A 21,186-nucleotide genomic window follows, 5' to 3' on the forward strand; every position below is an offset into this window, starting at 1 on the left:
CCGATGCAGAAGGTTGGACGAAGGGGCTTTGCCGGCAGCGTTCGTCCCGTTGCCTGCGTACAGCGCAGCTTGACCTCATTTGCTCTCAAGCGATCTGGCCTTTCCGTTCTGATCTCCCTGTCGGTCTTGGCCGGCTGCGCGGGGCGGCTGGAGAATGTTCTCCAGCCGGTCGCAACGGCGGGACCAGGCACCAGCACCGTGGACATGATGGTGGCGACGACACGCCAGCCGACCGACAAACCAGGCGAGCTTTATTCCGGCGAACGTGGAACGGCGATTTCTCTCAACGATATCGTCGTTTCCATTCCTCCCGATCGAAATCGCAAGATCGGCGAAGTGCAATGGCCATCGCATGTACCGGCCAATCCCGAGAAAGAGTTTGCTGTCCTGAAAGTCGGAAAGGTGGCATCGGAGCGCAACATTTTCGACTGGTTCGGCAAGAACCGCAATGCCAAGCGCCAGGTCGTCATCTTCGTGCACGGCTTCAACAATACCTATGCCGACGCCGTCTTCCGCTTCGCGCAGATCATGCATGATTCCGGAACGGATGCTGCACCGATCCTCTTCACCTGGCCTTCGCGCGGCAACGTTTTCGACTATCTCTACGACAAGGAAAGCACGAATTTCTCGCGACGAGCGCTCGAAGATATGATCCTGCAGGCTGCCAAAAGTCCCGATGTCGGTGAGGTGACGATCCTTGCTCACTCCATGGGATCGTGGTTGACGGCGGAAGCGTTGCGCGGCGTTGCCATGCGCAACAAGACAATTCCGTCAAAGGTGAAGAATGTCATCCTCGCATCGCCCGATATCGATATCGACGTCTTCCGCCGCCAGATGATCGAGATGGGCGTGCAACGACCGCACTTTACGATTTTTTCCTCCACCAAAGACAAGGCGCTGCAGGTTTCGCGGTGGCTCTCCGGTGGCGTCAATCGGGTCGGCGGCTTCGATTCGACACCCTATGCGGCAGACTTGGCCAAGCTCGGGATCACGGTCGTCGATACGAGCGCCGTAAAGCCCGACGACGCGCTGGGCCACAATACCTTTGCGGACAATCGCGACATGGTCCAACTGCTCGGACGGCGGCTGGCGGGGCAGTCATTGGACGCTGGACAGGTCTCGCTTGCGGATAGGGTAGGCATTGCGGCCGTGCGAACCGCGGATCTGGCGGGCTCGGCGGCAAAGGTCGCAGTCGCAGCTCCGATGTCGATCATCAGCGACGATGCGAGGCAGGTTTTGAAACAGCAGCTTTCCTCGGGATCGTCGCCAATCGTCGATGGGCGAATTTCCTACTGAACGGGCAAGGCCTTTAAACGCCGGGCAACGACGTGAATAGCACTGCGTTCGCGAGAGGTTCGGCCCGGCTGGGCAAGCGAGCTTTTTTCAAGCCAAACGCTAAGATGATTGTTGAGTTGCAATTTCAGCGATCAAACGGTAGCAATTTCTCGTTTGGAATCGCATTTGGTTCAACGTTGTGGGTATGACAGTTCATGGCGCGCGCATCCCACACAAGTGAAACGGGGCCCCCAAGATGGGATTTACTGAAGCTGTTCGGACTGTTCTGAAACAAAAATATGCTACATTTTCCGGTAGAGCTGCTCGTTCGGAATTCTGGTGGTTTCAGCTCTTCGTCACATTGCTGTTCCTGGTGTATGGATTGATCGGCGGCTTCCTCGCTGGGTTTCTTTCAAACAACCAAAATGGACCTTCCGCGCTGACAATTCTTGTCATTGGTATCGGTGGGATAATCGGGCTTGCCTTGCTGTTGCCGATGATCTCGCTTCAGGTCCGGCGCTTCCACGATCGCAACATATCCGGCTGGTGGTATCTTGGCCTGGCTGTTTTGGGTCTGATTCCATATGTCGGCTTTCTTACCGGGATCGCGTTCTTCGTCATCAACGTGCTGCCCGGCACTGTGGGTCCAAACAAGTTCGGCGCGGATCCCCTTCGCCCGGAGGCGAGAGCGGCGGTGTTTGCCTGACATCATGGCTATCCGCAGCCTCGGGCTAGTGGCGGCCTTGTTTCTGGCCGCCGCGGCGCAATTACAGCCGGCGCAGGCGCAAGATAATGTACAACTCGCCGGTCCCGCCGGTGAGGAATATGCCGCGCAATGTTTGCTGAACGGCCTCCGTTGCAAACTGACCTACAGCGACTCATCGGAAGCCGCCAAATCGGCTTCGAGCACGACGGCATCGCAAAGAGAACCGCTCTATATCCCCCGGGAGCCGATCATGTCCGGCCCCCTCTCTGTTGTTGTCGTGCTCGTCGCTCTCGTTGCTGCGATCGGCTTGTGGATGCGCTTCGGAAATGGCGGCATATTGCTGTCGCAAGCGCCCCGCGAACTCAAGCAGCGTCGGGAAGAAGCGCCGGAAAGCTGGCGAACCTCCATCGGCGATATCGAGGAGCGTCCAGGCGATTTCCTCCAAAGGATCGCCGCCATGGCGGATCGAAAACAGGCGCTCGTCCTGTTGCTCAGGCATTGCCTTCTCCATGCAGCGGATGTGACGGGAACCCGCCTTTTTCGCTCGGACACCGAACGAGCGGTCCTTGCGCGCCTGCCCGAAAACATGCCCGACCGCGATCATCTGGAAAATCTGCTGACCGAGACCGAACTCGTCCACTACGGTGGCCGTGTTCTTGCGGAGGGTCATTTCGCCGCCCTTCTGGCAACGGCACGCGGCCTTCTTTCGGGCGGTAAATTGCGCAATGCGTAAGTTTGGCCCGATCCTGTTTCTGGTGTTACTGCTTGGCCTTGCCGCGCTGGCGGTTTTCGGCCTGTCGCGGGAAGCCGACTATGATCGCTCGCCCCTCGGCAGCAAGGGACTGCAGGTGTGGATGCAGGCCAAGGGAATACCGGTCGTTCGAGCCGATGCGCATACGACGCGGGCAAGTTCCGAATTCTCCTTGCGCATCGTGCCTTTGCCGATCGTCCAGACGGATGCGGCCACGACACAGGAAGGTGGGAAAAAAGAAGCGGGAAATCTGGCGCCCTGGATCTACGAAGCAAGGCTCTACGAGCTTCCGACGCTGATCATCTTGCCGAAATGGCGTGGCAGCGTGCTGGACGATGAGGTCGCGCGCGAATCGGCGCTGGTGCCTTTTTCCGACATCAACAGCGAACTTAACAGGGCCGACCTTTCAAATCTGTATCTCAAGCGGCTTGGCCCCGAGTTCGAGGAAGCACCGCAAACCCTGGAGCCGGGGCAGACACAAAAGATCAAGCTGTATCGCGCCCAGGTCTTCGACCGCTCCACCATTCCGGATCAATGTGAGGAGATTGCCGGCATCGATGCCGGCGCGCTGGTCCTGCGATGCGAGGACGATTACCTCGTCTATGTCCTGTCTGATCCGGATCTCATGAACAATCATGGCCTGGCGCTCGGCGACAACGCCGCTTTCGCCCTCTCCTTGATCAAGGAGTTGCGCGGTACGGACGCAACGAAGCCGGTCTATCTGGACACCAGCGGTAAACTGCTCGACAGCGAGAAGCCCGTGGACGAGGGGCGTACCTATGAGCGTTCCACGAGCGATCTGGCGCGCTTCTTTGCCTATCCGTTGTCGGTCATCTGGGGGGCGATCCTGCTTGTTGCTGCCCTATGCTTCTGGCGCGGAGCCTATCGCTTCGGGCCGGCTCTGAGCGAGGCTGCAGGCAATATTGAAATCTCGAAGACAGCCGCAATCGAAGCCACGGCGCGGTTGTTGCGTCTGTCGGGCAATGACGGGCGGATGGCCGCCCAATTCGTGCAACATCTGCTTGCCGACAAGGCTGCGTTGCTTTTCGGGCCGGGGTCAGCAAACCAGGCCGGCATCGACCGGATGTTTCAGCGCCTGGCCCTTCGGGATCGGGCATCGGCTGAAGCTCTGCAATCGACGGCCAAGGCGCTCGTCGAGCGCGGCGATGTCATGACGCGGTCAGATCTGCATCGCAATCTCGAAACATTCAGGAAATTGCTGGGGAGCATTGAGTTTGGATCTAGGTGAATTTCGCAATCTCGTCGCCACGGTTCGTGGTGAAATTGCCAAGGCGGTGCAAGGCCAGGACGCGCTGATCGATCTCGTCCTGATCTCGATTTTTGCGCGCGGCCACTGCCTGGTCGAAGGTCCGCCGGGCACCGCCAAAACCTTGCTCGCCCGCTCGGTCTCCGCCGTGATGGATCTCGAATACCGGCGTATTCAATTCACGCCCGACCTGATGCCGGGCGACGTGCTGGGCATCAATCTCTTCAATTTCCAGACCAATCAGTTCCATTTGACAAAAGGCCCGGTCTTCACGGACATCCTGCTCGCCGACGAGATCAACCGCGCACCGCCGAAGACGCAATCGGCTCTGCTGCAGGCCATGAACGAGCGGATCGTGACGATCGACGGCACCGACTATTCCCTGGGGCCGGATTTCTTCGTGCTTGCCACGCAGAACCCCATCGAGCAGCAGGGCACGTATCCCTTGCCCGAGGCGCAGCTCGACCGCTTCCTCTTTAAACTCGTCGTCGATTTTCCGGACCGCAATACGGAAATCGCCATTCTGGCGAAACATGCGGGCCAGGCGCTCAATACGGATGTGCGCAATGCCGGTATCCAGCCGCTCGTATCGAGCGCCATTCTCGCCGAAGGGCGTAGGCTGATCGACGGCATCCATCTTGACAGCACCATCCTGACCTATGTGGTCGATCTCGTGCGCGCCACACGCTCAGATCCGGATATTCTTCACGGCGCATCGACACGTGCAGCCGACGCTCTTGCATCGGCGGTTCGGGTGCGGGCCGCTTTCGAGGGTCGGGACTACGGCCTGCCCGACGATGTGCAGGCCTTGCTCGTGCCGGCCCTGCGCCATCGCATCGTTCTTTCCCCCGCGGCGGAAATCGACGGCCGCACGGCGGACGACGTGCTTCGCAACATCAAGAACCGCGTGGATGCACCCCGGTAAATGCGGCCATCATCCTACCTGATCGCCCTGGTGCTCCTTTTGACTGCGGTAACGGTCGTTGCCAGCGTGTGGTGGCCGGATGCGAGTTTCGTACTTTTGTGCCTGTGGGTCGCGATCGCCGCGATAACGGTCTGCGATCTCATGCTGTCGGTGCTTTCCAACCGGATGAATATCGAGTTCGACCTGCCGCCGCAGGGTTTCGTCGGCCACCCCGCGAAATTTTCGATCGACATATCGCGGCGAAGGGGGGCGCTGCCTGCCGAGATCGAGACGCGCCTCGATCTCGCGCCCGAACTCGTCGCCAGCGACGGTAAGCTGTCGCGCGCTTCGGCGGGGGACGGCGGCGGACACATCAAGGCCTCCATGAGCCTTCATTTGACACGGCGCGGACAATACGCGGTGAACAATCTCTGGCTCAAGTGGCAGTCTCGATTGAAGCTGCTCGATATCATCGTGCGCGTGCCGGTCAAACGAGACATCACCGTGGCGCCGGATATATCGCCCGTTCTGTCGGGGGCGATCAAGACGCAGATACTGCCGCTCGAGGCAGGTCAGAAAGATCTGCGGCTGCGCGGCGAAGGATCGGAGTTCCATCAGCTGCGCGAATTCGCAACGGGCATGGACCCGCGCAGCATGGATTGGAAGCGCTCCGCCCGCATGCGCAATCTCGTTGTGCGCGAAATGCGGGCTGAGCGAAACCATCAGATCATTTTATGCGTCGATTCCGGGCGGCTGATGGCCGAACAGCTCGCGGGGCTTCCCAAGCTCGATCGCGCCATCAATGCGGCTCTTGCGATGTGCTGGGCAGCCGGGCTGGCCGGAGATCTGGTCGGCTTTTACAGCTTCGACAGCCGCCCGCGTCTGATCGTGCCCGCTTTGCCCGGGCGCTCCGCCTTTCCGCGGCTGCAGACGGTCTGCGCGAAGCTGCGCTATGAGACCCAGGAATCCAACCATACGCTCGGGCTGACGCATCTCTCGGGACGACTGAAAAGACGTTCGCTGATCGTGATCTTCTCCGACTTCGTCGATAGCATCACGGCGGAGCTGATGATCGAGAATATCCAGGTGCTCGCGCGGCACCATTTCATCGTCTACGTCGCGCTCCGTGACCCGGCGATCACGAAGTTCGCCGAGCCCGAGGAGATGACGCTCGAGACCGTCGCCCGTTCGGTCGCGGCGCGCCAGATCCTGCAGGAAAGGCGCGCCGTGCTGGAGAAATTGGCGCGCCTCGGCGTGCTCTGCCTCGATAGCACACCGGAAGCCCTTACCTCGGACCTGGTTGCCCGCTATATCGAAATCAAATCCCGCGAGATGATATGACAGATATCGGCATCGATGACAGGATCGACATGGGTGCGAAGCCGGACACGGCGGCGGCGCAAACCGACACGCTGCGCTCGGCGCGGTTTCGGATGGAGCGGGAAAGTCACTGGCGCCAGCTTGACCAGTTGGTGACGCGAGCGGAGAAAGGGGGTGCATCGGAGCTGAGCTACGACGAGATCCGCAATCTCGCCGCGGGATACAGGCAGGCGATGAATTCGCTGAGCGTGGCGCGCGACATTTCTCTCGACCGCGCGCTGATTGCCTATCTCGAAAGCTTGTGCGCCCGCGCCTATCTGGTGGTCTATGCGCCGCAGGAAAGCCTCGGCGGACTGACTGCACGCCTGCTGATCCGCGGAATCCCGCAGGCGGTACGGCGTTCGGCGCTGCCGCTGTTCATCGGCTTCCTGGCACTTATTTTGGGGGCCGCGGCCGGATATAGGCTTTGTGCGAGCGACCCCAGCTGGTTCTACACCTTCGTGCCGCCCGAAATGGCGGATCAACGCACGCCTGACGCGTCGGTCGAGTACCTTCGGTCTACGCTCTATGGCGATGAGCGGCACGATAGCGACAAGCTGGCGTCTTTCTCGACCTTCCTCTTTTCGCATAACACCACGATCGTCATCCTGATTTTCACGCTCGGCATCTTCGTCTCGGTGCCGAGTTTTGCGCTGACCTTCTACAACGGTCTGATTTTGGGAGCGTTCTTTGCGATGTTCTACCAAAAGGGGCTGGGATACGACGTGTTTGCCTGGCTCTCGATCCACGGGGTTACCGAACTCGCAGCCATTTCCATCGCCTGTGCCGGTGGGGCGCGGCTGGGCTTGGCCGTGCTTCTGCCGGGCGCACGAAGCCGCCGGGAGGCTTTGCGGCATCAGGCGCACGATGCCATCAAGCTCGCCATCCTGGCGGCGTTTATGCTTGTCGTTGCAGCCTTCATCGAGGGATTTCTCCGGCAGCTCATACAGGATCCGACGCTGCGCCTGACGATCGGTTGGGGAATGGGCCTTTTCTGGATGGTCTGGCTGCTGTTTTCGGGTCGCGAACGCAAACCCTCAGGTGAGCCCGCACGATGAGCCAGGAACTTCAAGGCGACAAGCGCGTCGAACAGTTCATCCCACCCGAAGGCGTTCCGATCCATCTGGCGGTCGCCTCGCTCGGGGCGCGGCTTGGCGCGCAATGTCTCGACCTGCTGTTTACTTTCATCGTCGTATTTGTTTGCGCCGTCGTGATCATTTTCAGCGGCTTCCTGTCATCCCAAGCTGAGATAATGCTCGTCATCCTGATGGCGTTTCTGTTTCGCACGCCCTACTACATCCTTTCCGAGCTCATCTGGAATGGCCGCACGCTTGGAAAGAGGATAACCGGCATCCGCGTGGTCAATATAAATGGCCGCCGCCTCACCCCGCATCAGGTCACCGCCCGCAACCTGATGAAGGAGGTGGAGATTTTCACGCCCTTGACGCTGATATTTTCCATCGGGTCCATGCATATGCTGGAGTCCGGTTTTACGATCCTGTGGCTTGTCATCATCATAATTGTCCCCTTGGCAAATCGCCGGCGGCAGAGGCTCGGTGACATCATCGCGGGAACTCTCGTGGTTGATAATCCACGCTCCGTATTGCTGGCCGATCTTGCGGTATCCAGTCCCTCGGCCCTGTCGTCGCAGGCAGGATTCGAGTTCCTGCCGGAACATCTCGATGTCTATGGCAAATACGAGCTGCAGACGCTGGAAGACGTGCTTCGCGATCCGACGAAGGGTCCCAGCAATGAGGAAACCATCCAAATCGTGCGAACGATCGTCAGGAAGATTCGTTACGACGATCCGGTAAAGCCGGGCCAGGAGCTGCTTTTCCTGAGCGCCTTCTACCGTGCTCAGCGTGAGCATCTGGAAACGCTGAGGCTCTTCGGGACGCGCCGCGAAAACAAGTTCCACAGCGACAGCAAAGATCCGGGAATCATTGGACCTGCCGTCTAGCCATGTATTCAGCTACGCTTCGCCGACGCGCCGGTGTGTCGCCGGTTACGACCGATTGACGAACTTATTGAAGCGGCTTTCCTGACCATCCTCCGTCTTTTCCTGATGGAGGAATACCAGCTTGTTCTCGTCGAATATCCGGAAGAATTCGTCCCAGGCGATTTCCTCCAGGTTTTTCTCCGGCTCTCCGAAATCGATCCGCAAAAGGCCGCCGTCGCCCCCAGCGATCTTCACGCGGGATGGGTGTCCGCCTCTTGATTCCACCCATTGGCGGATCAGCTTGTGATCCGTCGTTGTTTTTGATGCAGACATCGCGTCACTCCTCCACTCATTGCCGGTTCAGGTTTGCGAATGTGCTCCTCCGGGTCTGGATATTTCGGCAAGCGCAAGGCCTGCAGATCCGTCCTCCATGGAAACGGCAATATCGCCGAGCGAGAGTATGCCGACCAGTCGCTTGTCCCGATTGAGAACGGGTAGCCGCCGCAGCTGAAGATCGCCCAGGTTCGTCATCACCTCGTCGACCTCATCGTCCTCGAAGCAATATTTGACTTCTGCCGACATCACGTCGCCGATCCTGGTTTCCGGTCCTTTCCCTTGCGCGACTGCGCGTACCGCGATGTCGCGGTCCGTGATCATGCCCACGAGCCTGTCATGCTCTCCGACGGGGATAATGCCGGCATCGAGATCGGCCATCATGGTTGCAGCTTCGCGAATGGAATGGTTGGGATTTGCGACGCGCACGTCACGTGTCATTGCTGCGTTCACTTGCATGTCTCTATCCTCCTTGAAAGACTCCAACTCGCCTAGGCATCCAGAGTTCCTTCATCGGAGCAATAAGCGACTAAGAAAATGCGCTGCCGGCCGCTGGGGAGAGCTACTGCAGGACAAAGAATTCATTTGCGATTCAAGGGAAGGCGGTGGAAATCTATTCTTTTAATCTACGAAATTTATAGATAATATCTTGCCCATTGGGAGAACGTGCCAAGCGCGCGGCCGTGTCATGAGCGGAAGAAGGTAGGGCGACATTCGATATCTCCCGGCAAGCCATCGTCGCATGTTGGATCGAAATCCATCCGCCCTAAATCAGACGAAAGGAATTTATTGGCAATTCCCGCAGCGCCCGAACGTGAAGAAGGCAAGCCATGATCTATGATGCCGTTGTCGTGGGTTCCGGTTTTTCCGCCATCTCCACCGTCTGCAACCTTGTGGAACTGCTTCCTGAAACCGCATCCATCGCCATTGTCGGAGACGATCCCGGCTTTGGCCGCGGAACCGCCTATCGCACTGAACTCTACCTCCATCGCTTGAACGTGCCGGCCGGCCGTATGAGCCTCTACCCAGACCGTCCGAATGCTTTTGTCGAATGGTTGCGGGAACACAACCGACCGCTGAATGCGGGGGATTTCGCCTCCAGGCGGGACTATGGCCTGTATATTCGAGACAGTTTGGCTGCTCTGCTGCGCAACAGGAAACAGCGTTGCCGGGTTGATTTCATCAAGGCCAAGGCGACCGGATGCGTCGAGCGCTACGGTTCCGCGCTCGGTTTTATTTTGGACAACGGCAATGAGATCGCCGGGCGAAGCGTCGTGCTTTGTCTGGGAGTGGGGAATGCCCAACTGCCCTTCGATTTGACCGGATTGCCTGCCGGCCTGCGCTCCCGCATCATCGAAAATCCATGGCGACTGTCATGGCTAAGGCGCGTGGATACGACTGATACGGTCTGTATCCTGGGTTCGGGATTGACGATGATCGATCAGGTCTTGGCGCTGTCTGCCCACGGTTTCACCGGCAAGATAATCGTGTTGTCGCGGCGCGGTCTGGTTCCGCACGATCATGCCAGTCATCCGAAGCCGGCAGTCGAGATCGACGTCAGAGCCTTGCCCACGAGGATGAGTGAACTCCTGCATGTTCTCCGTCGCGAAAGCAAAGAAGCGGGGGACTGGCGCAGAGTCATGGACGGCCTGCGCCCGAAAACGCAAGCTCTCTGGTCGCGATTGCCGGAGGCCGAGCGCCGCCGCTTTTTGCGTCATGCGTTACCCTGGTGGAACATCCATCGTCATCGGGTTGCGCCGGATGTGTTCCGGAGGTTTGAGACGATGCTGCAAAGCGGTCAGGTTTCGGTCCGCGCCGGCTATCTGCAGAATGTCGAGAAAACCAAGGCTTTGGCCCTGCATTACCGGCCTCGTGGCGAGAGCTTTACCGCATCGATTGAGGCGGATTGGATCGTGAATTGCACCGGCATGGAGCGGGCAGGCATCGCCCATTCTCCATTGCTGCAGGAGATGCAGCGCCAAGGCCTGATCGAGGCAGACCCGCTTCGTCTTGGACTGGTGGTCGATGCTCGCTCGCGCATCCCTGGTTCGAGCGGCAGCGAAGCGATCATCTACGCCGTTGGCGCGCTGACTGCGGGCCAATTCTGGGAGATTACTGCCGTGCCGGATATTCGCGTGCAGGCAAGAAAGGTCGCCGAGGCCATTTCGGAGAGATTGCGGTGAAGGCCGATATGCGCCGGCTGACGGCTGGCGGTCAGCCTTGTGCGACACGCACGACCAGTTTACCGAAGTTCCGTCCTTCTAGCAGGCCAAGGAAAGCTTCCGGAGCGTTTTCGAGCCCGTCCACGATATCCTCCTTATATTTGAGCTGTCCTTCGGATATCCATTTTCCGGCTTCCCGATAGAAATCGGAGCGCTGATCGGCAAATTCGCGTTGTATGAAACCCCGGATCGTCAGGCTCTTTCGGAGGATGGCGCGCATTACCGCGGGCAATTGGTCCGATCCGCGCGAAGTGGACGGGTCTTCGTTATAATGTGCGATCAGTCCGCAGACCGGAACGCGCGCGAAATCGTTCAGCAGCGGAAACACGGCATTCCAGACGTGCCCGCCGACATTTTCGAAATAGATGTCGATGCCGTTCGGACAAGCCGATGCAAGCTGGGCTTGAAAATCGTCCGCACGGTGATCGATCGCGGCATCGAAACCAAGTTCGTCGTGGATATAGCGGCACTTGTCCGGGCCGCCTGCGATGCCGACCACCCTTGCACCAAAGATCTTGCCGATCTGCCCGACGGCCGAGCCAACCGCGCCGCTTGCAGCGGCAACGACCAATGTCTCTCCGGCTTTGGGTCGCGCGATATTGCGCAGCCCCGCATAAGCGGTGAAGCCCGGCATTCCCAGAATGCCGAGTGCCGTCGAGATCGGTGCGGTATTCGGATCGAGCTTGCGCAATCCTGCGCCGTTTGAGATCGCATGGCTCTGCCAGCCGGAATGGGAGAGGACGATGTCTCCCGGCGTGAACTCCGTATTGCGTGATTTGACCACGCGCGCGACGGTTCCGCCTTCCATCACGCCGTCAATTTCGACCGGCGCGGCATAGGATTTCGTGTCGTCCATGCGACCTCGCATATAGGGGTCGAGGGAAAGATAAAGGATCTGCAGAAGAACTTCGCCTTCGTCGAGATCCCGCAAGGTTTCCCGTTCAAGCCGAAAGTTTGCCGCCACCGGTTTTCCAACGGGACGAGAGGCAAGCACGATGCGGGTGGTGACGGGCTGATTGGCCATGTGGAATTCCTTGCATTGATTTCGATATCGAAGCGCTGAACGATCGCAATGCCGGCTACCGGCATCTCAGTTGCAGCCGTTTCAGGAGCTCCTGCCGTAGTATTTGTGCGTCACCCTCGAGTATGCGCTGACTCTTCTACTCCTTGAACCAAAGCGCTACTCCATTGGCGGCATCGGCATCAACAAGCAGACCACCCTCGAGGGCGCGAGGCGAAAAGCCTCCTTGCGCCAGGACGCCTGCAGTTGCTTCAAGCGATCGTACCTTCAGTCCGAGCGCCACTTTTCTTTCGTTGCCGTCAAAATCTGTCGGAATGGACGAGCCGAACCGGGAGGCAGCATCAGCCTCGGACAGAATATGAAGTGTGACGGTGCCGGCCTGAATTGCAACGCTACTAATGTCAGACGCAGTGGTATTGGCGAATCCGCCTAGCAGTTCGGTTAGCGTTTGAGGAGCACGGCTGACGATGAAGACATCGACGATATTGAGAACACCATTGGGGTGACTCTGATCTCTCGGCTGCCACACCAGTTCCGGCGTATTGTGCTGGCAAAAGAAGAAGCGACCGTTGGAGATCGCCTCCTTGCCGATCTGGAAGGTGCGGAAACTGGCTGACTTCTCTATGCCTCCGACATCGACAGGGCGCGAGAAATCACGCCATTCGGTGACGGGTTTGCCGGCGTCGCCCAATTCGCGTTGCAGGCTGGCGGCGTCGGCGGTCCGAAAGGCAAGCCCGTTCAAACCGACCGGATAAGACCAGAGATCGGCGCGTTTCCCGTCACTGTCAGGCGGAAATCCGAGCAGCTCCAGATAGTTCTCGCCGAACACGGCAAGATGATTGATGGAGCCCAGCGTATGGTAGCCGCGTGGCGTCAGCGCGAAGCCGAGTTTGCGGTAGATCGCGGCGGCTTCGTCCAGCCGGTCAAGAACGCCGATGACGGCGTGATCGAGGATGAGGGGTTGAGCAGTCACAGCCATATGAAGAGCTCTCAGTATGAGAATAGGTTAAGGCATGAAGATAGTTCGTCGCGTTGTGCAGAGCGCCGAAAGAGGCGATGCAGCCTGCTCATGATATGCCTTCCTTTACGCAGCGCGGTTGAGGTTGCCGGTCGACGGGGACGCCAATTGATGGATGGCTCGCAGCACGTCCGAAGCGGAGGCAAAATGTTGGCCGTCGAGATCATAGACATGAAACTTGACTGCGATGAACTTTAGCGCGCCCTTGTCCGGAACGACGATGCCTACCGGAATGCCGGCATATTCAATCACCTGTCTGGTCATGTTCATCACCCGCTGAAATCGATTCTTCCGAACGAACGATCGGAGGCGTTTCAAGTTCGATTAGTCCATTAATTTAGTGGATTATATGCGTGGTAGATGCGGCAGGCCATTCTCGGCAATGCCAAATAGTCGGGCCATAGGGGAAAACAATTCTAATAGAAAAGGTTGAAGGGTATCGAGGAGCGGAAGCGCATTGGATTGCAAAGGCGTTTCTGAATGCGCGAATATTGCCCGCTCATTTTGAGCGGATGCTTGTCCCATCAAGCAGCCCGACAGGCCCATTCAACCCGAAAATATAGTCGCGTTCGTTTCCTGACTTGTGTCCAAATTAGAATATTAATTCTATAGATAGATAGGGGTTTGCCATAGGTTGATGCGCATTATCCTACAGAGGCTTACACAATGGGCATCAAAGCCAAATTCAAGGCGGCAAGTTTACTGACCGTGTGGCTACTGGCGGCGCCGGTGGCATTCGCCGATGACCAGCCGGTCAAAGGCGGCACGCTGATTTATCTCGAGCAGCAGGCGCATACGAACCTCTATCCGCCGGCAGGCGGATTCTATCCGAACGGCGGCATTCTCAACCAGATCACCGACAAGCTGACCTATCAAAACCCGAAGACGCTCGATATCGAGCCGTGGATTGCCGAATCCTGGACGGTCAACGACGCGGCGACGGAATATACGTTCAAGATCCGTAAAGGCGTGACCTTTTCCGACGGCACCCCGCTCGATGCCCCCGCTGTCGCAAAGAACTACGATACGTTCGGCCTCGGCAATAAGGAGCTGAAACAGCCGGTTTCCGAAGTCATCAACAATTACGATCACAGCGAAGTCGTCGATCCCTATACGGTCAAGTTCTACTTCAAGAAATCATCTCCGGGTTTTCTGCAGGGAACATCCGTCATCGGATCCGGTCTGGTCTCGTTGAAGACGCTGGCATTGCCCTTCGACCAGCTCGGCGATGCGACGAAGATCATCGGGTCCGGCCCCTTCGTCGTCGAGAGCGAGACGCTTGGCAAGCAGCTCTCGCTGAAGGCGCGGACAGACTACAACTGGGGTCCGAGCAAGCTGGCGCATCAGGGCCGGGCCTATCTGGATGGCATCAAATACATCATCACCGGCGAGGACAGCGTGCGCATCGGCGCGTTGCTTTCCGGCCAGGCCGATTTCATCCGTCAGCTGCAGGCCTATGACGAGAAGCAGGTCTCCGACCAGAGTTTCGCGATCTATGCGGCGCCGACCCGCGGCGTGAACGACAGCGTCGCCTTCCGCCCGGACAACCCGCTCGTTGCCGATATTAGGGTTCGCCAGGCGCTCCTGCATGCGACCAATAACAAGGAAATCGTCGACACGCTGTTTTCGGCAAATTATCCGCAAGCGAAATCGGTCATTTCGTCGGCTGCGGCCGGCTACGCGGATCTGTCGTCGAAACTGATCTACGATCCGGCTCTTGCTGAAAAGCTCCTGGATGAAGCAGGCTGGAAGAAGGGCGCGAGCGGCGTTCGCGAGAAGGATGGCAAGCCGCTTTCGCTTGCAGTCTACGAATCTCTGCCCCAGCCACAGAACAAGGCCGTGCTGCAGCTCGTCGCGCAGCAATGGGCCAAGCTCGGCGTCAAGCTCCAGGTTCTTGCCGGCACCTCGGGAAATCTGGTGACGGACAATGTCGATCCGGCAAAGACGCCTCTGGTCGTCGCGGAAGTCGGCCGTGCCGATCCCGACGTCATCAAGAGCCAGTTCTACCCCAAGAACCGCGACGCCCTGCTGCAAAAGGGCGGCCTCAATTCCAAGGCGAGTTTCTCGGATGACAAGCTGAACGGCATCCTGGAAACCGTGGCCTCCGAGACGGATCGCGGCAAGCGACTGGCGGCGGCCAAGGCTGCGCAGGAATATCTGCTCGATCAGGCCTATGTCATCCCCTTCTTCGAGGAGCCGCAGGTTTTTGCCGGCGCGCCTTACGTGAAGGGAATTGCATTCGAAGCCGTGGGACGCCCGTCCTTCTACAGCACCTGGCTCGCTGAACACTGATAAAAATGAGGCTGGCCCGGCGTGGTGCCGGGCCTTCCTGACGCGAAGACGTGGTATTGGCATGGCAAGATACATACTATCGAAATTCGGGCAGGCGCTGTTCGTCCTATGGGCGGCTTTCACCGTTTCGTTCGTGTTGCTGCAGTCGCTGCCGGGCGACGCGGTGCTGATCAAGTTCCAGAACCCCGATTACGGACTAAGCCCCGAACAGCTTGCCGATATCAGGGCGGCTTACGGCGCCGACGGATCGTTCCTGCATCAATATTTCCATGCCGTCTGGAGTTTCCTGACGGGTGATTTCGGCTATTCCCTGCAGGCGGGGGTTCCGGTGAGCTCGCTGCTCGCCACCAACCTGCCGCCGTCGCTGCTGCTTGCTGCATCGGGCTTTGCGGTGGCGACGCTTCTCGCCGTTCTGATCGCGATTGCCTGCAATCTCTCCGGTTTTGCCTGGCTGCGCGGCCTGATCCAGTCCATACCGTCGCTGTTCATATCGGTGCCCACCTTCTGGCTCGGCATCATGCTCATTCAGATATTCTCCTTCCGGCTCCGCCTCGTGCCGGTCATCAATCCAGGCCCCTGGGAAGGTCTTTTCCTGCCCATCCTGACCGTCGCGGTGCCGATTTCCGCTCCGCTCGCGCAGATATTGCTGAAGAACATAGACGAGGTCCTGACGAAGCCCTTCGTGCCCGTCGCGCGAGCCAAGGGCCTCTCGCATGCCAAGGTCCTGTGGCGGCACGTCGCCAAGAACACGCTGCTGCCGGTTTTAACCGTTGCCGGATTGCTGTTCGGGGAGTTGATCGCCAGCGCTGTCATCACCGAAACGGTCTTTGGCCTTAATGGCATCGGCGGGCTCACGAAGCAGGCGGTGGACAGCCAGGATGTCGCCGTTCTCCAGGCAATCGTCGTCGTCGCAGCAACCGCCTTCGTCGTCATCAATCTCGTGGTCGATCTTCTTTATCCCGTGCTCGATCCCCGTCTGAAGATCAAGCTGCGAGCTGCATGATGGCAAGGATCGAATCTGCACAACGGCATGCCGAGCCGGAAGCGCCAAGCCAGGAAGAAAGAGCATCGTCCGTGATGGTCAAGGCCGATCTTCCTAAGGACGCCGGCGCTGTGCAGCGTCTCCCGCGCATACAGCCGGGTCTCGTCCTTGCCTGCCTCATTCTTGGACTGGCTGTCCTTTGGGCGTTCTTCCCGGGCATTTTCACGGTCTATGATCCGATTCAGGGTCTGCCCGGCCAACATCTCCGGCCGCCGAGCGCGGCTCATCTCCTGGGCACGGATTCGCTCGGGCGCGATCTCTATGCGCGCATCGTCTATGGCGCGGTGCATTCGCTTTCGGGCGCGCTTGCTGCCGTCGGCATCGCGCTTGTGGCCGGCACGACGCTCGGCCTTCTTGCCGGATCGTTCGGCGGCAGGATCGAGACGGTCATCATGAGACTGGTGGACGTCATGCTGTCCATACCGGATCTGCTTTTATCGCTCAGCATCATCGTTCTGCTCGGATTCGGCACCGTCAACGCCGCGATCGCGGTCGGCTGCACGCTGATCGCCAAATTCGCCCGATTGGTCCGCTCCGAAGTCGTCACCGTGCGCCGAAGCGAATATGTCGAGGCCGCCTTCGGCAGCGGCGGCACCTTCCTCAAGGTGCTCTGGCGCCACATCCTGCCGAATTCGCTGACCTCAGTGATCGCTTTTGCGGCGCTGCAGGCCGGCTGGGCCATACTGCAGCTCGCAACCCTCGGCTTTCTCGGCTACGGCGCACCGCCGCCGACACCGGAATGGGGCCTGCTGATTGCCGAGGGACGCAATTATATCGCAACCGCCTGGTGGCTGACGGCGGCGCCCGGCCTTGTCGTGGTCTTGGTCGTGATTTCCATCAACCGTATCAGCCGAGCGCTTGGGAGTATCGGGAAATGACGGCTCCAATCATCGGAACAATTGCTGAAAAGGGTGCGCCGATCCTCGACGTTGCAGGCCTTAGGGTTGCCTATCGCGACAGGAGCGGCCTGCGCACGGTCGTTCACGATATTGACTTTGAGGTTCGCGCCGGTGAGGTCGTCGCCCTGGTCGGGGAGTCCGGTTCCGGCAAGAGTTCGACGGCGCAAGCTCTTATTGGCCTCCTGCCTGAAGGTGGACTGCTCCAGCAGGGAACCGTTCGCCTGAACGGCGAAAACATTGCCGGCTGGCCGCAAAGGCGGCTGGATGGCATTCGCGGTTCCGTCATCAGCCTCGTGCCGCAGGACCCGGGCAATTCGCTCAATCCGGTGAGGACGATTGGCGAGCAGGTCGCCGAAATCCTGACGGTCCATGGCCGGGCATCCGGTGCTGCCGCTCGAGCCAAAGCGGTTGAATTGCTGAAGCGTGTCGGTCTCAGCCAGCCTGAACTGCGTGCCAGGCAATATCCGCATGAGCTTTCCGGCGGCATGCGTCAGCGCGTGCTGATCGCTATCGCCATCGCGCTGAAGCCTTCGCTGATCATCGCCGACGAGCCCACCAGTGCGCTGGACGTGACGGTGCAGAGGCACATACTCGATCTGATCGACGATCTGAGACGGGAATATGGCACCGCGGTCCTTCTGGTGACCCACGATCTCGGGATTGCCGCCGATCGATCCGACCGGCTGATCGTCCTGCAGAATGGCCGCATTCAGGAGCAAGGACGCACCGCCGATATACTCAGAAACCCGCAAAGCAGCTACACGCGCCGTCTGCTTGCCGATGCACCATCGTTGAACGCCCGGCCGAAGCGATCGCCGCCACATGCGAGCGTATCCGCTGCGCCGGCAGACGATATCATCGTGGTGGATAGGCTGGTGCAGGATTTCGGTACTGGCAGCGATGGTGGTTTCAGGGCGGTGGACGACGTGTCGTTTCATGTTCGCCGCGGCAGCACGCATGCGATCGTCGGCGAATCCGGTTCCGGCAAGACGACGACGATCAGGATCGTTTCGGCCTTTCAGCGGCCGACCTCCGGGCAGGTCGTGATCGATGGGCTCGATCTGTCTTCGCTGCGTGGCGAAACGCTGAGACTGTTCCGCAAGAAGATCCAGCTCGTCTACCAAAATCCCTATGGTTCGCTCGATCCGCGTCAGACGATCGAAAGGATCGTGGAGGAACCGCTGTTGAATTTCGAACGGCTGCCCCGGCGTGAACGATTGGCGAAGGTGGCGGCCACTCTCGAAAAAGTCAGACTGCCGGCTGACTTATTGCAACGCCGGCCGCACGCGCTTTCTGGAGGGCAACGTCAGCGCGTGGCGATTGCGCGCGCCCTGGTGCTCGATCCGCAGATCCTGCTACTCGACGAGGCCGTTTCCGCGCTCGACGTAACGGTGCAGGCGCAGATCCTCGATCTTTTGGACGAGCTGCAGCGCGAGCTGGGACTGACCTATCTGTTCGTCTCCCACGATCTTGCGGTGGTGCGTCAGATCGCAGACACGGTCTCGGTCCTCAACGGCGGGCGGCTGGTGGAAACAGGCGGCGTCGAAGACGTCTTCAGCAATCCCAAGAGCCCTTACACGCGTGAACTGATCGATGCGGTGCCGGGCAAGAAGTTTCCCCGGGCCACAGATCCGACCCTCGTCAGTGCAGGACTATCCTCATGAGTACATCAACATCACCGAAGAGATTGGGTTTCTTCAGCCGAGTCCTCGATCAGGCCGATGCGAAAACGCGCTACGGGCTGGTTTCCGAACAGATCATCCACGCCGAAAAGCAGGGCTTCGACTCCGCCTGGGTGGCGCAGCATCACTTCAACGGCGATGAGGGCGGCTTGCCCGCGCCATTGGTATTCCTTGCTGCCCTGGCCCCGCAGACGTCGCGTATTCGCCTGGGCACCGGCGTCATCACGCTGCCGATGGAAAATGCTGTCCGGGTCGCCGAAGATACGGCCGTGCTCGACAGCCTGCTTGATGGGCGACTGGAAGTCGGCTTCGGCACTGGTGGCACTCCGCAAGCCTTTCTTCCCTTCGGCCTGGAAAGCGGCCAGCGCACGGAGGTTTATGGCAATCATCTTGCTTTGGTGCGCAATGCCTGGGCCGGCGGAGAGCTTACGGGCGGCAACCGCCTTTATCCCGCCGCGCCGCATCTGCGCGACCATGTCTGGCAGGCGACATTTTCCGTCGGCGGCGGCTTGCGTGCCGGCCGTGATGGCGACGGGCTGATGTTATCCAGGACGCAGCCACGTCCGCCCGAGACACCGGACGCCAAGCTTTCTGACCTGCAGAACCCGATCATCGATGCCTATCTTTCAGCGCTGCCGGCAGGGCGACAGCCGCGAATATTGGGTTCGCGTAGCCTCTTTGTCGCCGACAGCAGAAAAGAAGCCCTTCATTTTGCCGATCTCGGCCTGAGGCGGATCGTCGAGCACTTCAAGGCAGCGGGTTTTGCAATTCCGGGCGAAATCACGGCCGACCTGATCAAAGCGTTCGACGTTCACGTCGGCACCCCTGACGATGTTATCGCATCGCTTCAGGCAGATGCGGTCCTGGCGCGTGTCACCGATCTGGTCTTTCAGGTGCACTCCGTCGATCCGCCGCATGAGTACATTCTGCGCTCGCTGGAACTGACCGCCGCCCATGTCGCACCCGCGCTCGGCTGGGCGCCGCAAAGCGCCACCGGGAACGAACGTCGCTTCGCCGCGCAGGCCTGAATAGCAGAATCCGAAGAGAAGGCATCGACCATGACTTTGCAGAACAGGGATATTATCGACTTCCTCGCCGGGATAGAGCCAGGATCCCGTCTTGACGGTCTTCGGGCGCAGCGGCCCGAGACGCGCCTCAATGCGCAGAAGAGCCATGAGGCTCTCTTTGAACCCGAACATTGGGGAAGCGTCACTCCGGCGGAGCGCTTCGCCGCCGCGGTCTTCGTTGCAGGGCTGCACAAGGCGCCGGATATCGCGAATTTCTATTCATCCAAGTTGCGGGATGAGGCGCACGGTCCCGAGCTCGTTGCCATCATCGGCGCTGAGCTGGAGGTCGGCGATACAACCGGACCTTACGGCCATTATCCGGTTGGCCCGCTATCGCGTGAGGACAAGCCGGGCCTCGTTTACGAGGTTTCGGGTGAGAGCCGAAATCTTCTGGATCCAAAACTCAGTGCAGCGCTCGAACACATCCACCTTCTGGTCTTCCGACCGAGGGAGGCAAGCGCCGGGGCATTGCAGAAGCTGCTCGATGCTGGCTGGACGACCACCGGCATCGTCACCCTATCGCAACTCGTCGCATTCCTTGCGTTCCAGATCAGGGTCGTTACCGGTCTGAAGGCTCTGGCGGCAAGCTCCGCCGCCATCGGGCAGGTCGCGCAAGCCTAGATCGCACGAATAAGGAAGACTGCCATGACCGAAACTGTCATCCACCCGGCAATCGAAAACCGGCCAAACGCCTTCACGCAAGCTGAGATCGGCTGGACGCCCTGGCTGCAGCCCCTCGAAGAAGTGGAGCTGACCGAACGCCACTGGGCCGGCCTCGTGGACGCGTCCCGCGCAAAATCACCCTATTTCATGCTGTTGGCACGTGACCCCGACATCCTGGGGGCGCGTACAAAGACCGACAAAGATATCTTCTACAATGTCTTGGCCGGCCTTCCCCGCGCTGAACGGGAACTGGCTGCTACGGCCGCTTCGCGGGCGAATGGATGCATCTTTTGCGCATCGGTCCATTCTCGTTTTGCCTCTCATCATTCCAAGCGGACCGAGGATGTGCAGCGTCTGTTGGACGAGGGCCTTCAAGCCGATCTTGGCAGCCGATGGAATGCCGTTGTCGAAGCTTCAGTTGCGCTGACGGCCACGCCCTCGCAATTCGGAGCCGACGAAATCCGCAGGTTGCGCGAAGAAGGCCTGGATGATCTGGAAATCGCCGACGTGATCCATGGAGCCGCTTTCTTCAACTGGGCGAACCGGTTGATGCTTTCGCTTGGCGAGCCAACGCCGGCGGCCTGAACGAAGGTTCGGCCAATAGAGCGGTTCAGCTTTTCACGAAATCTCTGAACCGCTCTATCTCTTTGTTGTCTCGCAATTCCGGACGTAAAACCGCTGCGCATTTTCCTGGAATAGCTCTAGCCGCCGCTCTCGTGACTGAGCGGCGGACGTATTTTGAGCGG

General features: G+C 59.3%; 21 protein-coding genes. 16 read left to right on the plus strand and 5 right to left on the minus strand.

Annotated features, from left to right (window positions below):
* Window positions 1-3 precede the first annotated feature (3 nt).
* The 8 genes from RTCIAT899_RS24115 to RTCIAT899_RS24150 all read left to right on the plus strand — a co-directional run bounded on the left by RTCIAT899_RS24115 (window position 4) and on the right by RTCIAT899_RS24150 (window position 8,222).
* Window positions 4-1,296, plus strand: coding sequence for an alpha/beta hydrolase (locus tag RTCIAT899_RS24115; protein WP_015342423.1), 1,293 nt, complete (start codon window positions 4-6; stop codon window positions 1,294-1,296).
* Between the two features lie 235 nt (window positions 1,297-1,531).
* Window positions 1,532-1,981 (plus strand): DUF805 domain-containing protein, encoded by a 450-nt coding sequence (locus RTCIAT899_RS24120; RefSeq protein WP_015342424.1) that lies wholly within the window; start codon window positions 1,532-1,534, stop codon window positions 1,979-1,981.
* 4 nt (window positions 1,982-1,985) lie between these two features.
* Window positions 1,986-2,714 (plus strand): hypothetical protein, encoded by a 729-nt coding sequence (locus RTCIAT899_RS24125; RefSeq protein ID WP_015342425.1) that lies wholly within the window; start codon window positions 1,986-1,988, stop codon window positions 2,712-2,714.
* Window positions 2,707-3,981, plus strand: a complete 1,275-nt coding sequence (locus RTCIAT899_RS24130) for a DUF4350 domain-containing protein (protein WP_015342426.1) — start codon at window positions 2,707-2,709, stop codon at window positions 3,979-3,981. The genes RTCIAT899_RS24125 and RTCIAT899_RS24130 overlap by 8 nt, the downstream gene beginning before the upstream one ends.
* Entirely contained in the window at window positions 3,968-4,924 is a 957-nt protein-coding gene (locus tag RTCIAT899_RS24135) for an AAA family ATPase (RefSeq protein ID WP_015342427.1), read from the plus strand. Before RTCIAT899_RS24130 ends, RTCIAT899_RS24135 begins: the two co-directional genes overlap by 14 nt.
* Window positions 4,925-6,244 (plus strand): DUF58 domain-containing protein, encoded by a 1,320-nt coding sequence (locus RTCIAT899_RS24140; protein ID WP_015342428.1) that lies wholly within the window; start codon window positions 4,925-4,927, stop codon window positions 6,242-6,244.
* Complete coding sequence (locus RTCIAT899_RS24145) at window positions 6,241-7,320, plus strand: stage II sporulation protein M (RefSeq protein WP_015342429.1); 1,080 nt, start codon at window positions 6,241-6,243, stop codon at window positions 7,318-7,320. Before RTCIAT899_RS24140 ends, RTCIAT899_RS24145 begins: the two co-directional genes overlap by 4 nt.
* Entirely contained in the window at window positions 7,317-8,222 is a 906-nt protein-coding gene (locus RTCIAT899_RS24150; RefSeq protein WP_015342430.1) for an RDD family protein, read from the plus strand. Before RTCIAT899_RS24145 ends, RTCIAT899_RS24150 begins: the two co-directional genes overlap by 4 nt.
* A 45-nt stretch (window positions 8,223-8,267) precedes the next feature.
* On the opposite strand, the gene RTCIAT899_RS24155 is transcribed toward RTCIAT899_RS24150, so the two are convergent.
* Window positions 8,268-8,534 (minus strand): hypothetical protein, encoded by a 267-nt coding sequence (locus tag RTCIAT899_RS24155; RefSeq protein WP_015342431.1) that lies wholly within the window; start codon window positions 8,532-8,534, stop codon window positions 8,268-8,270.
* Between the two features lie 27 nt (window positions 8,535-8,561).
* Window positions 8,562-8,993: a CBS domain-containing protein gene (locus tag RTCIAT899_RS24160; RefSeq protein ID WP_015342432.1), complete on the minus strand. Its 432-nt coding sequence runs from the start codon at window positions 8,991-8,993 to the stop codon at window positions 8,562-8,564.
* A 371-nt stretch (window positions 8,994-9,364) separates the two neighbouring features.
* Here RTCIAT899_RS24160 and RTCIAT899_RS24165 point away from each other — a divergent pair, with 371 nt between their 5' ends.
* Window positions 9,365-10,717, plus strand: a complete 1,353-nt coding sequence (locus RTCIAT899_RS24165; protein WP_015342433.1) for an FAD/NAD(P)-binding protein — start codon at window positions 9,365-9,367, stop codon at window positions 10,715-10,717.
* Window positions 10,718-10,748: 31 nt separating this feature from the next.
* Here RTCIAT899_RS24165 and RTCIAT899_RS24170 read toward each other — a convergent pair whose 3' ends face one another.
* The 3 genes from RTCIAT899_RS24170 to RTCIAT899_RS24180 all read right to left on the minus strand — a co-directional run bounded on the left by RTCIAT899_RS24170 (window position 10,749) and on the right by RTCIAT899_RS24180 (window position 13,059).
* On the minus strand, window positions 10,749-11,780 hold the full coding sequence (locus RTCIAT899_RS24170) for an NADP-dependent oxidoreductase (protein ID WP_015342434.1): 1,032 nt from the start codon (window positions 11,778-11,780) through the stop codon (window positions 10,749-10,751).
* 136 nt (window positions 11,781-11,916) lie between these two features.
* Window positions 11,917-12,756, minus strand: coding sequence for a VOC family protein (locus tag RTCIAT899_RS24175; RefSeq protein WP_015342435.1), 840 nt, complete (start codon window positions 12,754-12,756; stop codon window positions 11,917-11,919).
* 105 nt (window positions 12,757-12,861) lie between these two features.
* Window positions 12,862-13,059: a hypothetical protein gene (locus RTCIAT899_RS24180; RefSeq protein ID WP_041678354.1), complete on the minus strand. Its 198-nt coding sequence runs from the start codon at window positions 13,057-13,059 to the stop codon at window positions 12,862-12,864.
* Between the two features lie 402 nt (window positions 13,060-13,461).
* Between RTCIAT899_RS24180 and RTCIAT899_RS24185 the strand changes: the two genes are divergently transcribed.
* From RTCIAT899_RS24185 to RTCIAT899_RS24215, 7 genes are all read left to right on the plus strand, one after another.
* Entirely contained in the window at window positions 13,462-15,087 is a 1,626-nt protein-coding gene (locus RTCIAT899_RS24185) for a TIGR04028 family ABC transporter substrate-binding protein (RefSeq protein WP_015342437.1), read from the plus strand.
* A gap of 61 nt (window positions 15,088-15,148) precedes the next feature.
* The gene (locus RTCIAT899_RS24190; protein ID WP_015342438.1) at window positions 15,149-16,090 is read left to right on the plus strand and encodes an ABC transporter permease; all 942 of its coding nucleotides are present in this window, start codon (window positions 15,149-15,151) and stop codon (window positions 16,088-16,090) included.
* 74 nt (window positions 16,091-16,164) lie between these two features.
* Window positions 16,165-17,007 (plus strand): ABC transporter permease, encoded by an 843-nt coding sequence (locus RTCIAT899_RS24195; protein WP_051043384.1) that lies wholly within the window; start codon window positions 16,165-16,167, stop codon window positions 17,005-17,007.
* Window positions 17,004-18,692 (plus strand): dipeptide ABC transporter ATP-binding protein, encoded by a 1,689-nt coding sequence (locus RTCIAT899_RS24200; RefSeq protein WP_015342440.1) that lies wholly within the window; start codon window positions 17,004-17,006, stop codon window positions 18,690-18,692. Before RTCIAT899_RS24195 ends, RTCIAT899_RS24200 begins: the two co-directional genes overlap by 4 nt.
* On the plus strand, window positions 18,689-19,738 hold the full coding sequence (locus RTCIAT899_RS24205; RefSeq protein WP_015342441.1) for a putative FMN-dependent luciferase-like monooxygenase: 1,050 nt from the start codon (window positions 18,689-18,691) through the stop codon (window positions 19,736-19,738). Before RTCIAT899_RS24200 ends, RTCIAT899_RS24205 begins: the two co-directional genes overlap by 4 nt.
* Window positions 19,739-19,768: 30 nt before the next feature.
* The gene (locus RTCIAT899_RS24210; protein ID WP_015342442.1) at window positions 19,769-20,398 is read left to right on the plus strand and encodes a CMD domain protein; all 630 of its coding nucleotides are present in this window, start codon (window positions 19,769-19,771) and stop codon (window positions 20,396-20,398) included.
* A 24-nt stretch (window positions 20,399-20,422) separates the two neighbouring features.
* Window positions 20,423-21,025: an alkylhydroperoxidase domain protein gene (locus RTCIAT899_RS24215; protein ID WP_015342443.1), complete on the plus strand. Its 603-nt coding sequence runs from the start codon at window positions 20,423-20,425 to the stop codon at window positions 21,023-21,025.
* The last annotated feature ends 161 nt before the right edge of the window (window positions 21,026-21,186 follow it).

This window comes from Rhizobium tropici CIAT 899, assembly GCF_000330885.1.
Classification (GTDB): Bacteria; Pseudomonadota; Alphaproteobacteria; order Rhizobiales; family Rhizobiaceae; genus Rhizobium; species Rhizobium tropici.

Coding starts and splice junctions, on each gene's coding strand:
- RTCIAT899_RS24130 (WP_015342426.1), top strand. CDS start 2,707: ATGCGTAAGTTTGGCCCGATCCTGTTTCTGGTGTTACTGCTTGGCCTT.
- RTCIAT899_RS24185 (WP_015342437.1), top strand. CDS start 13,462: ATGGGCATCAAAGCCAAATTCAAGGCGGCAAGTTTACTGACCGTGTGG.
- RTCIAT899_RS24215 (WP_015342443.1), top strand. CDS start 20,423: ATGACCGAAACTGTCATCCACCCGGCAATCGAAAACCGGCCAAACGCC.
- RTCIAT899_RS24205 (WP_015342441.1), top strand. CDS start 18,689: ATGAGTACATCAACATCACCGAAGAGATTGGGTTTCTTCAGCCGAGTC.
- RTCIAT899_RS24125 (WP_015342425.1), top strand. CDS start 1,986: ATGGCTATCCGCAGCCTCGGGCTAGTGGCGGCCTTGTTTCTGGCCGCC.
- RTCIAT899_RS24200 (WP_015342440.1), top strand. CDS start 17,004: ATGACGGCTCCAATCATCGGAACAATTGCTGAAAAGGGTGCGCCGATC.
- RTCIAT899_RS24155 (WP_015342431.1), bottom strand. CDS start 8,534: ATGTCTGCATCAAAAACAACGACGGATCACAAGCTGATCCGCCAATGG.
- RTCIAT899_RS24170 (WP_015342434.1), bottom strand. CDS start 11,780: ATGGCCAATCAGCCCGTCACCACCCGCATCGTGCTTGCCTCTCGTCCC.
- RTCIAT899_RS24175 (WP_015342435.1), bottom strand. CDS start 12,756: ATGGCTGTGACTGCTCAACCCCTCATCCTCGATCACGCCGTCATCGGC.
- RTCIAT899_RS24150 (WP_015342430.1), top strand. CDS start 7,317: ATGAGCCAGGAACTTCAAGGCGACAAGCGCGTCGAACAGTTCATCCCA.
- RTCIAT899_RS24115 (WP_015342423.1), top strand. CDS start 4: ATGCAGAAGGTTGGACGAAGGGGCTTTGCCGGCAGCGTTCGTCCCGTT.
- RTCIAT899_RS24140 (WP_015342428.1), top strand. CDS start 4,925: ATGCGGCCATCATCCTACCTGATCGCCCTGGTGCTCCTTTTGACTGCG.
- RTCIAT899_RS24160 (WP_015342432.1), bottom strand. CDS start 8,993: ATGCAAGTGAACGCAGCAATGACACGTGACGTGCGCGTCGCAAATCCC.
- RTCIAT899_RS24190 (WP_015342438.1), top strand. CDS start 15,149: ATGGCAAGATACATACTATCGAAATTCGGGCAGGCGCTGTTCGTCCTA.
- RTCIAT899_RS24120 (WP_015342424.1), top strand. CDS start 1,532: ATGGGATTTACTGAAGCTGTTCGGACTGTTCTGAAACAAAAATATGCT.
- RTCIAT899_RS24210 (WP_015342442.1), top strand. CDS start 19,769: ATGACTTTGCAGAACAGGGATATTATCGACTTCCTCGCCGGGATAGAG.
- RTCIAT899_RS24145 (WP_015342429.1), top strand. CDS start 6,241: ATGACAGATATCGGCATCGATGACAGGATCGACATGGGTGCGAAGCCG.
- RTCIAT899_RS24180 (WP_041678354.1), bottom strand. CDS start 13,059: ATGACCAGACAGGTGATTGAATATGCCGGCATTCCGGTAGGCATCGTC.
- RTCIAT899_RS24195 (WP_051043384.1), top strand. CDS start 16,165: ATGGTCAAGGCCGATCTTCCTAAGGACGCCGGCGCTGTGCAGCGTCTC.
- RTCIAT899_RS24165 (WP_015342433.1), top strand. CDS start 9,365: ATGATCTATGATGCCGTTGTCGTGGGTTCCGGTTTTTCCGCCATCTCC.